11 protein-coding genes are annotated in these 11,860 nt (G+C 71.0%); 6 read left to right on the top strand and 5 right to left on the bottom strand.

Annotated features, from left to right (window positions below):
• Positions 1-47 precede the first annotated feature (47 nt).
• The 3 genes from ADY01_RS25110 to ADY01_RS25120 form a co-directional block, all read right to left on the bottom strand.
• Positions 48-821, bottom strand: coding sequence for a GNAT family N-acetyltransferase (locus tag ADY01_RS25110; protein WP_049578054.1), 774 nt, complete (start codon positions 819-821; stop codon positions 48-50).
• An 85-nt stretch (positions 822-906) separates the two neighbouring features.
• Positions 907-1,281, bottom strand: coding sequence for a hypothetical protein (locus tag ADY01_RS25115; protein ID WP_049578056.1), 375 nt, complete (start codon positions 1,279-1,281; stop codon positions 907-909).
• Positions 1,282-1,299: 18 nt separating this feature from the next.
• Positions 1,300-2,598 (bottom strand): helix-turn-helix transcriptional regulator, encoded by a 1,299-nt coding sequence (locus ADY01_RS25120; RefSeq protein ID WP_049578058.1) that lies wholly within the window; start codon positions 2,596-2,598, stop codon positions 1,300-1,302.
• Between the two features lie 503 nt (positions 2,599-3,101).
• Between ADY01_RS25120 and ADY01_RS25125 the strand changes: the two genes are divergently transcribed.
• From ADY01_RS25125 to ADY01_RS25135, 3 genes are all read left to right on the top strand, one after another.
• On the top strand, positions 3,102-3,362 hold the full coding sequence (locus tag ADY01_RS25125) for a hypothetical protein (protein ID WP_049578064.1): 261 nt from the start codon (positions 3,102-3,104) through the stop codon (positions 3,360-3,362).
• Positions 3,363-3,382: 20 nt separating this feature from the next.
• Positions 3,383-3,643, top strand: a complete 261-nt coding sequence (locus ADY01_RS25130; RefSeq protein ID WP_049578066.1) for a hypothetical protein — start codon at positions 3,383-3,385, stop codon at positions 3,641-3,643.
• Between the two features lie 76 nt (positions 3,644-3,719).
• Positions 3,720-4,889, top strand: a complete 1,170-nt coding sequence (locus ADY01_RS25135; RefSeq protein WP_049578068.1) for a hypothetical protein — start codon at positions 3,720-3,722, stop codon at positions 4,887-4,889.
• Positions 4,890-4,919: 30 nt separating this feature from the next.
• On the opposite strand, the gene ADY01_RS25140 is transcribed toward ADY01_RS25135, so the two are convergent.
• Entirely contained in the window at positions 4,920-5,246 is a 327-nt protein-coding gene (locus tag ADY01_RS25140; RefSeq protein ID WP_049578070.1) for a hypothetical protein, read from the bottom strand.
• 192 nt (positions 5,247-5,438) lie between these two features.
• Between ADY01_RS25140 and ADY01_RS25145 the strand changes: the two genes are divergently transcribed.
• Together ADY01_RS25145 and ADY01_RS25150 are read left to right on the top strand one after the other, a co-directional pair.
• A complete protein-coding gene (locus tag ADY01_RS25145) occupies positions 5,439-7,700 on the top strand; it encodes a glycosyl hydrolase (RefSeq protein WP_049578072.1) in 2,262 nt (753 codons plus the stop codon).
• A 264-nt stretch (positions 7,701-7,964) separates the two neighbouring features.
• Complete coding sequence (locus ADY01_RS25150; RefSeq protein ID WP_049578073.1) at positions 7,965-9,356, top strand: acetamidase/formamidase family protein; 1,392 nt, start codon at positions 7,965-7,967, stop codon at positions 9,354-9,356.
• Positions 9,357-9,438: 82 nt separating this feature from the next.
• Here the strand turns inward: ADY01_RS25150 and ADY01_RS25155 are convergent, their stop codons facing one another.
• The gene (locus ADY01_RS25155) at positions 9,439-10,158 is read right to left on the bottom strand and encodes a Clp protease N-terminal domain-containing protein (protein WP_049578075.1); all 720 of its coding nucleotides are present in this window, start codon (positions 10,156-10,158) and stop codon (positions 9,439-9,441) included.
• Between the two features lie 156 nt (positions 10,159-10,314).
• On the opposite strand from ADY01_RS25155, the gene ADY01_RS25160 reads away from it, so the two are divergent.
• On the top strand, positions 10,315-11,739 hold the full coding sequence (locus ADY01_RS25160) for a cation:proton antiporter (RefSeq protein WP_063784348.1): 1,425 nt from the start codon (positions 10,315-10,317) through the stop codon (positions 11,737-11,739).
• The last annotated feature ends 121 nt before the right edge of the window (positions 11,740-11,860 follow it).

Here is an 11,860-nt window from a genome sequence, read left to right on the forward strand (position 1 = left end):
GTGGCCGGGGGCGGGCGGGGGCGCGTGACTCCGGTGGTGCGCCCGGGTCAGCCGCGTTCGAAGGAGTGGACGCGGCCGAGGGGTTCGAAGCCGAGGCGCTGGTACCAGTGGCGCGGCCAGTCGGACTCGTCGGCGAGCAGGAAGCGCGTGCCGCAGCCGGCGTCGGCGGCGCGGTGCAGGGCGGCGGCCATGACGGCGCGGCCATAGCCCTTCCTCAGGTGGGCCTCGGAGGTGAGGAAGTCCTCGAACTGCGCGGTGCCGCCGACCGCGTCGAGGTAGAGGTCGGCCCAGGACGCCACCTCGCCGTCCTCGGCGCGCGCCCCGATGAAGTACACGGTGTCGGCGCCCCTGAGGCGTGCGAGGCGGCGGTCCACGAGCTGGCGGACTGCCTCCTCGGCACCGTGCGGAAGGAAGCTCCGCCAGCGCCGGGTGAGGGGTTCCCTGAACGCGTCGAGCTCGACGGGCCCCGCCGCCGTGGCGAGGCTGCCCAGCTCCGGCAGCGGGCCGGTGTGCAGCATGATCAGGCTGGTGGAATGCGTGTATCCGGCGCGGACCAGCGCCGGCGCGCACCCGGCCCCGGCCTGGTCGCGCAACACGGTGATCAGGCGGTGCGGCAGCCCGCCCAGCACCTCGTCCGCGATGCCGGGCAACGCCTCGGGCTCGGCGTCGCCGTCGATGATGACCTGGTTGTCCGCATGGGAGTACGGCAACGCGTCGTCGCGCACGGCGAACCCGCCCGGCACGTCGACGACGCTCGGCGCCTGACGGCGGGCGAAGGCGGACAGGAAGGCGCGGACACGGTTGAGTTCGGTGCCTGGCATGGGAAGCAGCCTATTTCGCCGGACCACGGAACCGCCCGCGGTGCGCCGGACGGGGCCCGTCGCGCATGGGAGCCGCACGTCCCGCTCACGCCCGTGGCGGGGTCCCCCGCCGTTCGACCGTCTCGAAGATGTCCGCGTCGGTCTCGCGCTGCCACTCCGGGAGGTCGTCCCAGTCGGCGACATAGCCGGGCTTCGGCGCCTCGATGTGCTTGTGGATCTGCGCGATCCAGCAGAGGGCGACGAAGCGCCCCTTCTGTGATCGGGACAACGAGCTGGTCCTCCCGTCGCTCACCGCGACGAAGTCCCGGACCTGCCCCTCCACGGCGGCGGCAGCCTGCCGCTCCCAGTCCGGGGTTTCCTCCCACGGGGTCACGTAACCGGGCTTCGGCTCTCCCGGGAAGTGCTTCCTCACGCCGGCGATCCACGCCTCACGAAAGATGCGGCCGGGTTCACGTGTCACGTCTCTTCTTCTCCTTTGCTATGCGACGACACTGAAATTCGAGATTTCCTCGCGCAGGGCGGATACACGGATGTCTGGCAGCAGAGGGGCGATGTTCATCCTCAACCCCCGAATCCTACGGACCACGTATCCGGAATGAGTCTTCCGGGCGAGAGCCATCGCGGCTTGGGCATACATCAGGAGTTGGTCGATATCGCGCCTTTGCGCCCCCAGGGCAGCGAGATCCACTAGCACGCTTCCCCTTCGACGCGAGGACAACCGTTGATTCAAAGCCTCTATCAAGGCCGTTTCCGCGCGTTCCGGTCGCCCGAGTGCCACGTAGCAGGTGCCCCGTTCTTCTGCCAGCCGCGAGCCGTCAAAACGCAGCCATCCACCGTTGTGGATCTCGCCCTTCAGGCTGTGGACTTGTTCCGCCTCACCCAGTGCCCGTGCACACGCCTCGAAATCTCCCATGCCGGCGAATGCTTCAGCCTGGACGGCGGAAACCCAGTGACGCGTGGACAGTTGGCTATCGCCACGCCGCACGATGGACTGCGCAGCTTCGAGCAGATGGGCTGAACTGTCGTAATCTCGCTCGCACATGCCGATGAACGCGTGGCGTGTCAGGGCACACGCCCAGAGATCGTATTCTTCGGCCTCCTTACTGGCGCCCGCCGCGAGCGTGTAGCACTGGGCGGCATCCGTGTAGCGGTTGCTGTCGAAGAAGATCTCGCCCGAGAGTTGGAAAAGATCGCCAGCGGCCGAGAAGAGTGTTCGGCGCGCGGACAGGCCACTCGTTTCCCGCAGGGCCAGGGTAATCGACCGTAGTTGCTCCCTGACGACCGGGAACATGGAACTCTTCGAGTCAGAGAGTGAGAACACCTGCCAGAGGTGCGAGTTCATGCTCCTGAGCCCCGCCAAGTCGCCGGCCGGAGGATGCACGATGAGTTGGTTATTGGCCGCTGTTTCCGCGTGCTGGACCGACATCAGCGCGCCCGTTATGCTCAGCAGTTGCAGAAATTCCCGTCGCATCATCTCGTCAAGGTCACCCGCATAGTAGTCTTCATGCTCAATGGGATTGCGCGTCATCTGTACCAGCACCGGCGAGCTTGGCGTCGGCGCATCATCCACCTCGGAGAACAGAAGCTCATCCAATTCCGTGGAGGTGACCTCGAGGAGCTTCGCCAAGCGGGGGCGCACATGCGGGAGGGGATCTGCCTCGCCTCGCTCCCACCGGCCGATGGACGTGCGGTCGACACCAAGGTGTTCCGCCAAGGATTCCTGACTGAAGCCGCACGTCTTCCGGCGTACGGCCAATCTTCGTCGCCGCGCAGCCATGTGCGTCCTCCCGAGTGACTAGTGCCCTGGCCAGCGTACCCACTGAGACGTCGGTGCATCGGCGATGCGTCAGAAGTGCATCATCTCTGCTCTGTTCCGCCGTGGTCGGCGCCTGTTCCCTGGATGCGACAACGGAAGACAGGAACGAACCGAGAGGAGCGGATGAGCGCCGCCGACGCGCCCCAAAGAGCTGTCGCCGAGCACCCATTTCGCCCCCTCGGCCTTCACGCAATCCTGGAAGGAACAAGCTCCATGCCTTATCGCACGCCAAAGGGCCATCCCTGCCCGGCGGCAGGCAGCCTAAGCCGCGCCCACGCGGACCTCCTGGTGGGAGGGCCCCATGCCTGACGAAAGGCAGTGGCCGCCAGGCACCCCCGAGTTCCTCATGCGGCCCGTGCGGGGGCTACGCCGATGCACCGGGTGCGGAGAACTCGTCATCACCGGCGACCCCCATAAGTGTGTCGGGGCCGACGAGGAGGGACAGGAGACGGAGGAGACGCCCCATGGCCACCAAAGCTGACCTCGGCCCGCGGCGAGTCGAGGTGACGGCCGCGACCGTGCGGGTGGGGGACGTGCTGGCCATCGGCGACCGGCACTTCGTCGTGCTCCACGCAACCGGCCTCCATGGCGGCGCGGTGCGGCTGAAGTTCGTGAGCGGCGAGCTGCTGAGCATCCACCGCGCCACCCGGCTCGCGGCCCTGCGGGCGGAGCCGCCGGAGCTGCGGCCCTCCTCCTTCTGCGCATCCCGGCAGCCCTCCGCTTGAGAGGCGGGGGTGGTGGTGCGGTGAGCTCCGACGGCAAGGTGCTGGTGGCCGTCGAGGTCGACGCCCACACAGTCAGGCGTGGCGATCAGCTCATGATCGGGGGGCGGCCCTACACCGTTGGGGACATGACGGCCGTCGCCCTCGGTGGGAAACGGCTCCACTTCACCACCGGTGAGACCTTCACTCTGCATCGCGCCACCGTCCTGTGGGCCGCCCGGCGCGTCTCACCGCGCCTCCGGCGTCAGCAGTGGCGGGGTGCGGGCATGCGGACGGGGTGGTGACGGCGCGCGGGAACGCGTGCTCGACGTTACCGTGGAATGGACGACTCGCGGTGTGGGCGGAGAAGGAGGCGGCGGCATGGACGACTTCGTGATCAACACCACGAGGACCGGAATTCAGCAGGATCCGGCCGTGACCGCGTTCGGTAATGAGTCCTATTTCGTGGTGTGGTGCGACACGGACAGCGCGACCATCAAGGGCCGCATCTATATGGCGAACGGAAATCCGGCCTCCGGTGAATTCGATGTCAACGAGCCGGACCCGGCCGCGCCCAACACCCTCAGGGAGCGGCCCGCCGTCGCCGCCACCCCCGTGAACGGCGCGTTCGTCGCCTGGGTCGAACATCCCGCGAGCCTGCCGGGGCCGCGCCCGCACGTCGCCGCCCGGCGCTTCGGCACCGACGGCAGGCCGCTGGGCGGCGTGATACGCCTCAGCACCGCCGATATCGACCCGGACGTCTCCCCCGCCCTCATGCACACGCTCGGCGGGGGATTCCTCGTCGTCTGGGCCGGTGCCGCGCCGGACCGGCGCATTATCGCGCGGCGCTATGGATTCACCGGATCGCCCGAGGGCGAGGAACTCCTCCTCAGCACCACCGAGGGATTCCATACCGGCCCGTTCGGCGCACGCCTCGACGGGAATTTCGCGATCGGCTGGCGCACCGACCCGCACCTGGTCACCGGAGGCGACATCACCCTGCGCGTGCTGACCTTCGACGGCGCGCCCGTCACCGGCGAGCTCACGCCGGACCTCCCCGGATACGCCGGCGGCGGGAAGGCGATCACCGCGCTGGCGACCGAGCAGTTCGTCCTCGCCCACACCAGCCTTCACCCGGACGGATCCCGCAGCGCCGTGGAGACCCATGTCTTCTCCAAGGACGGCGACGTCGTGGAGGTCGGCGTCCCGGCCTGCTCCGGCCCCTCCATCAGCTGCGGGGACCCGGCGCTCGCGCCGCTGACGGAGAACCGCTTCCTGACCGCCTGGGTGCAGACGGACGCCTCCTCCGGCACGGGTCACACGGTCATGGCCAAGGCGGTCTCCACCACCCTGGGTTCCCTGAACGAGCCGGTCCGGCTGAGCGGTTCGGCACCCGGCCACCGCACCGACGTGGCCGCCGCCACCCTCGTGAACCGGCCCGACCCCACCGCGTTCGTCGCCTGGACCGACCTCGGCGGCGCGGGCGAGGACGCCACCGCCGCCGTCCGCGGCCGGGTGGTGCGCATCGAGGGCGAGGGAACGCTCGTCTGACGCACGGCCGCCCGGTCCGCCGCGGGCCGTTCAGGCGCCGCCGGGACCGGGTCCCCCGGCGGGCCGGAGCTCGTGGCCGGCCAGCGAGAGGCGCATCGCGCACACGTCCTGCGCCTCGACCGTCACGGGGATGCCCCAGTGCGCGCTCAGCATGCGGCCCACCTCGACCAGCCGCCGCCGCTCCTCGGGGCTGTAGGCGGGGAACGTCGCCCACCCGTCGTCGGCGATCCGGTTCCCCAGCTCCGTGAAGAGGACCGCCCGCGTCCGCCGTTCCTCCTCGGCCGTCAGCGGCGTGGGCTCGCGCCCCGCACGCCCCTTTGACGGCACCTCGCGCACGTTGTACAGATCGTGGACCACCGGACCAGTCTCTCAGAGCCCGCGTCAACCGACCGCCGCTGCCTGCGACTTCTGAACGATCGGACACCCGGCCGGTCCGGTTCGCGTAAGAAGCATTGACACAAAAACCCCGCCTCTCTAAGTTCAAACGCAGCATGAGAGCGCTCTCAGCCGTTCCTCTTACCCCCCACCGGTTGCGAGGTACAACAGCACATGCGCCCCCACACCCACCCCAGACGCATCGCCGTGGCGCTGACCGCGGCGGCCACCGTGGCAGCCGGGCTCACGCTGGCCCCGGGATCGGCGAACGCCGCCGACATCCCGGTCGGCAGCGGGAGTTACTCGGACGCCAGGCCGCCCGGCACGGCAGGCCCCGAGGACTCGCAGGGCAACCCGGTCACTCCGCAGGTGACCGACGCCATGGCAGGCCAGCCGGTCCCCACCAACGACTGGTGGTCCTCGCTGGTCTTCAAGCGCTACGCCGACAACCCGTACTCCCAGCCCATGTACGGGCACCCGCTCAGCTACAAGGCCGTGGCCTCGGGGCTGGAGGTCGGCTACCCGTCGCAGGCCACCGTCAACGGCGGGTCCTTCGAGTATCCGCACCGGGCCGACCTGACGCTCGGCGTCGCGGGGCTCAACTCCCCCGACACCAAGGCCGACGGCTGGTCCGACTGGACCGTCAGCCCCTACTGGGAGGACGCGGGCCACACCTTCCGCGCCACCATCGGCCACGGCAGCCCGTATGTGTACGCCGAGGCCACCGGCGGCAACGCGCAGGTCACCGCGAGCGGCGCCCCCGAGGTCTTCGCCGACGAGGGGAGCGTCCTCGGCGTCAGCGTCGGAGGCCACGACTACGCGCTGTTCGCGCCCAGCGGCAGCGACTGGCAGGTCTCCGGATCGGAGATCAGCGCCGACCTCGGCGGCCAGGAGTACTACTCGCTGGCCGTGCTACCCGACCGGGCCGCGCTCGCCGAGTACACCCGGTACGCCTACAGCTTCGTCACCGGCTCCACCGTCGCCTGGGACTACGACGAGGCCGGCGGTGCCGTCGAGGCCACGTACACCCTGGCGACCGAGGCCAGGGAGGGTTCCGAGACCGGCACCATCCAGGCCCTCTACCCGCACCAGTGGCAGCACACCTCGGACGAGCTGACCGCCTACGAGTACGCCTCGGCCCGCGGCACCATGAAGGTGCGGGCCGCCGCCTCGTTCACCACCAGGCAGGACGTCACCGGCGTCCTGCCCGCGCTCCCCGCGAGCGACGGCGTGGACCAGGGGCAGCTCACCGCCTTCGTCAACGAGGTGGCGGACTCCGCCAACATCGGCGTGGGCGACACCTATTGGAGCGGGAAGGCGTTCGGCAGGCTCGCGCAGCTCGTGCCGATCGCCGACCAGATCGGCGCCACCGAGGCGCGGGACTCGCTGCTCACGGCGATCAAGTCCCGCCTGGAGGAGTGGTTCACGGCGGGCGGCGAGACCGGGTTCGCCTATGACGCGGCCTGGCGGACGCTGACCGGCTACCCCGCCTCCTACGGCAGCGACCGGGAGCTGAACGACCACCACTTCCACTACTCCTACTACGTGCTGGCCGCGGCGATGGTCGCCCAGTACGACCCGGCCTGGGCCGAGGAGTCGGCGTGGGGCGGGATGGTCGAGGAGCTGGTCGCGGACGCCGCCAACCCGGCGCGGGGCGACGACCGTTACCCGTTCCTGCGCGGCTTCGACGTCTACGCCGGGCACAGTTGGGCCGCCGGGCACCAGGGCTTCGCCGCGGGCAACAACCAGGAGTCGTCGTCCGAGTCGGTCAACCTCAGCGCGGGCCTGATCATGTGGGGCTCGGCGACGGGTGACACGGAGCTGCGGGACCTCGGGGTCTACCTGCTCACCACCGAGTCGGAGGCGATCCGGCAGTACTGGTTCGACGGCGACGAGGAGAACTTCCCGGCGGACTACCAGCACAACACGGTCGGCATGGTGTGGAGCAACGGCGGCGCCCACGCGACCTGGTGGACCGGGAACCCGGAGGAGATCCACGGCATCAACGTCCTTCCGGTGACGGGCGGTTCGCTCCACCTGGCCAGGGACAAGGACGCCATCACGCGGAACCTCGCCGAGCTCGAACAGGAGAACGGCGGCCCGCCGGACGAGTGGAAGGAAATCCTCTGGGAGTTCCAGGCGCTGGCCGACCCCGCGGCGGCGCGGGCCGCCTACGAGGGCGACGGCGGCGGGACGTACTCACCGGAGGCCGGTGAGTCCTGGGCGCACGTCTACCACTGGATCCACACGCTCGACGCGATCGGCGCGCCCGACACCTCGGTGACGGCGGACAGTCCGACGGCGGCGGCGTTCTCCGACGGCACGACGACCACCTATGCCGCGCACAACTACGGCGGGAGTGAGCAGACGGTGACGTTCTCGGACGGGACGCACCTCACCGTTCCGCCCAACTCCTCTGCCAGCACAACGGGTTGAGCCGCACCACCACCCCCCACAGCGCCCCGCGGCCGGACCTCCCGGCCGCGGGGCGCACCCGTTCCGTCCGGTCCGTCATGGTCGCGGGCGCGGCGGTCGGGGACGTCATCGATCTATTGCGAACGTGTGTCGGCGCGCGCCCGGACACGGGCGGACGTTTCCGGGCGGTAAGGAGCGTGAAACGTTCTCGCCGCCGGGCTGGCGGAAGGGCCGCCCGTTCTGTTCAGGTGCGGTCGTGCCACCCCGCGGAACAGGAGAAACACCATGAACACCGACCCCCGCCACGCCCGCGACCTGCTCATCGACGGCCTGGGGCGGCGAGGGTTCCTGCGGGCCGCCTCCGCCGTGACCGCCGCGGGGGGCGCCGCAGGCGTCCTCGCCGGCGGCGGAACGGCGCACGCCCAGGCCCACGCGCCCGTGCGCACGCCGGCGACCGGCGGCCGGGACCACCCCCGCGAGGTGCTCCAGCCGCGCCGGGGCCGCATCGACGGAGACCACTACCTGCCCTCCCTGCCCGAACAGGTCCGCTGGGGCTACCTGCCCGCGCCGGACGCCGAGCCGGTGCTGAGCGTCCGGTCCGGGGACACGGTGACGGTCGACTCCCTCTCCCACGAGGGACTGCTGGAGGACCAGGGCCGCGACCCGGTCGCCTGGTTCGGCACGCACGGCGTCTCCCGGCGCGACGTACTGGACGACGCCGTCGCCATCGCGACCGATTACGACCGCACGGAGCGCGACTTCGACGCCGACGGACCGCATGTGATCACCGGGCCCGTCGCCGTGCGCGGCGCGGAGCCCGGCGACGTGCTGAAGGTCGAGCCGCTGTCGCTGCTGCCGCGCGTGCCCTACGGCGTGATCTCCAGCCGCCACGGCAAGGGCGCCCTGGCACGGCGCCCCGACGGCTCCGCGCCCGACGGGATCGAACCGGCGGAGGTCATGCCGCCGGTCGCCACCGACGGCAGGCCGGGCGGCGACCCCGAGGCATACGGCAACGTCTCGGTGTTCACGCCCGTGCGCCGCGGCAGGGGCGGGGAGCTGAACGGGGTGCTGCCGCTGGGCAGGCGGCGGGAGGTGACGTTCCCCCTGGGCCCGCACATGGGCACCATGGGCGTCGCCTACACCGAGGGCGGCGCGCTCAACGCCCCCGAGCTCAACTCGATACCCCCCAACCTCGGCGGCGGCAACATCGACATCAGCCTGCTGCGCGCGGGCTCGGCGCTCTACCTGCCGGTCTTCGCCGAGGGCGCCCTCTTCTACACCGGCGACCCGCACTTCGCCATGGCCGACGGCGAGGTGGCGCTCACGGCCGTGGAGGGCTCGCTGCGCGCCACCTTCCGCCTGACGGTGTGCAAGCCCGGCGCGGGCGACGCGCCGTCCGTCGCGTTCCGCTACCCGTTCGGCGAGACGGAGGACGCCTGGCTGCCCGTCGGCCTCTCCGACCCGGACGGCGGCGTGGGAGGGCAGGTCGGCGACCTGGACGTGGCGATGCGGCGGGCCGTGGTGAACGCGCTGGACTTCCTGGAGCACGACCAGGGCATGGACCGCGCGGTCGCCTACGCGTACCTGTCGGCCGCCGCGGACTTCCACGTCTCGCAGGTGGTCGACCGCACGGTGGGCGTCCACGCGACCATCGCGAAGAGCCACTTCCGCGACTGAACGGCGTCGGCCCCGGCCCGGCTCGCCGCCGCCGGTCCCCGCCGGTCCCGCCGGTCCCGCCGGTCCCGCCGGTCCCGGGCCGTCAGTCCTCCGCGCGCTTGCCGCCCGTGAGGATCTCCAGGGCCTCGACGACCTTGGCCTCGACGGTGTCCTTGTCCAGGCCGAGGCCGGTCAGCACGCCGTCGCCGTCCTCGAACTCCAGGAGCGCGAGCAGCAGGTGCTCGGTCCCGATGTAGTTGTGCCCCATGCGCAGCGCCTGCCGGAACGTCAGCTCCAGCGCCTTCTTGGCCGCGGCGTCGTACGGGACGAGCGCGGGGACCTCGTCCGCCGCCTCGGGCAGCGCCGCCGTCGCGGCCTCGCGGACGGCGTCGAGGGAGACGTCCTGGCCCTTGATGAGCACGGCCGCCAGCCCCTCGGGCTCGCCGAGCAGGCCGAGCACCAGGTGTGCGGTGCCGACCTGGTCGTTCCCCGCGGTCTTGGCCTCCTCGTGGGCGGCCACCAGCGTGTTCTTGGCCCGGGGGGTGAAACGGCTGAACCCCTCGGACGGGTCGATGTCGGCGACCGCGCCCTTGGCGACGAAACGCTTCTGCGCCGCCTGCCGCGTGACGCCCATCGCGCGGCCGATGTCCGACCAGGAGGCGCCGGAGCGGCGGGCCTGGTCCACGAAGTGGCCGATGAGGTGGTCGGCCACCTCCCCGAGGTGGTCCGCGGCGATCACCGCGTCCTGGAGCTGGTCGAGCGCGTCGGAGTGCACCTTCTTGATGGCCTCGATCAAGTCGTCGAGCCGTACCTGTGCTGTCATGCGTCAACCCTAGGTTGACGCCAGCCCCCCGTCAACCCGTGGTTGACGGTCGGATATGCCAGCGGCCACGGCGGGCGGGCGTCGTGGCCAGGGGTAACGTTTTTGCGACCCGGCGTCACCGGAATTCTTCTAGGCTCGGTCACAAACAACAGAAAAGTGGACCAACTCCGCTTCGCCGACGAGGAGTTCGTCATGCCCATCAGCGCCGCGCCGCTGCCGGTCGCCCCCATACCGCACCACGCCCTGCTGCTCCTTCTCCTTCAGGTCGGCCTGCTCCTCCTGCTGGCCCTGCTCCTCGGCCGCCTCGCCGTGCGGCTGCGGATGCCCGCCATCGTCGGTGAGCTGTGCGCCGGCGTGCTGATGGGGCCCTCGCTGCTGTCCACGGTCATCCCCGGGGTCGCCGACTGGCTGTTCCCGCAGGAGGCCGCGCAGATGCATCTGCTGGACGCGGTCGGGCAGTTGGGGGTGCTGCTGCTGGTCGGGTTCACCGGCGTCCACCTGGACTTGTCGCTGGTCCGGCGGCACGGCGCCAGGGCGGCGGGGGTGAGCGCCGCCGGGCTCCTCGTGCCGCTCGCCATGGGCGTGGGACTGGGGCTGCTGCTGCCGGGCGTGATGCGGGCCGAGGACGCCGACCCCCTGGTCTTCGCCCTCTTCGTCGGGGTGGCCATGTCCGTCAGCGCGATCCCGGTGATCGCCCGCACGCTGATGGACATGGGGCTGCTGCACCGCACGGTGGGCCAACTGACCCTGGTGGTGGGAACGGTGGACGACGCGGTGGGCTGGCTGCTGCTCTCGATCGTCGCGGCGATGGCGACGACCGGGCTGGACGGCGGCGAACTGGCGCTGACCTTCGGCGAGTTGGGCCTGGTGCTGCTATGCGTGGCAACCGTGGGGCGCCTGGTGGTGCGCCATGCGCTGCGGGCGGCGGCGCGTTCCGAGGTGCGGGGACTGCCCATCGCGGTGTGCGTCGTCCTCGTCATGCTCTCCTCGGCGGGGACGCACGCGCTCGGTCTGGAGGCGGTCTTCGGCGCGTTCCTCTGCGGGATCCTCATCGGCAGGTCGGCGGACGAGGTCGGGCCGCCGCGCCTCGAACCGCTGAACACCACCGTCCTGGTCGTGCTGGCCCCCCTCTTCTTCGCCACCGCCGGACTGCGGATGGACCTCACCGCGCTGGCCGACCCGGTCATCGCGCTGTGGGCGCTCGCCGTCGCGGGCACGGCGATCGGGGGCAAGTTCATCGGCGCGTTCGTCGGCGCCCTGGGCGCGCGCATGACGCGCTGGGAGGCGCTGGCGCTGGGCGCGGGCATGAACGCCAGAGGCGTGATCGAGGTCGTCATCGCCATGGCCGGCGTGCGTCTCGGGCTGCTGACGACGGAGATGTTCAGCGTGGTGGTGCTGGTGGCGGTGCTGACCTCGGTGATGGCGCCGCCCCTGCTTCGCGTGGCCATGAACCGGGTGGAGCGCACCGCGGACGAGGAGCTTCGCGAACGCCGCGCGGTCGCCTGGCACACCCCCCTGGCACCACGCTCCGGCTCCGGCTCCGGCTCCGGGGCCGGTCCGTCCGCTTCCGACTTCGGCTAGTGCCGCATCAGGCAACGTTCGCCCTTTTGTGATGTGACCCGCCGTCGGGGTTCTGTCTTGGGCGGCGCGCGGCCATCAGGCTGTGCGGGTGGCAGACCGAGTACAAGTCCGTGAGATCGAT

The organism is Streptomyces sp. SBT349 (assembly GCF_001083795.1).
In the GTDB taxonomy this organism is placed as follows: Bacteria; Actinomycetota; Actinomycetes; order Streptomycetales; family Streptomycetaceae; genus Streptomyces.

Bases quoted from the DNA above. Each gene is read 5' to 3' on its own strand.
- ADY01_RS25110 (WP_049578054.1), bottom strand. From the start codon at position 821: ATGCCAGGCACCGAACTCAACCGTGTCCGCGCCTTCCTGTCCGCCTTC.
- ADY01_RS25120 (WP_049578058.1), bottom strand. From the start codon at position 2,598: ATGGCTGCGCGGCGACGAAGATTGGCCGTACGCCGGAAGACGTGCGGC.
- ADY01_RS25125 (WP_049578064.1), top strand. From the start codon at position 3,102: ATGGCCACCAAAGCTGACCTCGGCCCGCGGCGAGTCGAGGTGACGGCC.
- ADY01_RS25135 (WP_049578068.1), top strand. From the start codon at position 3,720: ATGGACGACTTCGTGATCAACACCACGAGGACCGGAATTCAGCAGGAT.
- ADY01_RS25145 (WP_049578072.1), top strand. From the start codon at position 5,439: ATGCGCCCCCACACCCACCCCAGACGCATCGCCGTGGCGCTGACCGCG.
- ADY01_RS25150 (WP_049578073.1), top strand. From the start codon at position 7,965: ATGAACACCGACCCCCGCCACGCCCGCGACCTGCTCATCGACGGCCTG.
- ADY01_RS25155 (WP_049578075.1), bottom strand. From the start codon at position 10,158: ATGACAGCACAGGTACGGCTCGACGACTTGATCGAGGCCATCAAGAAG.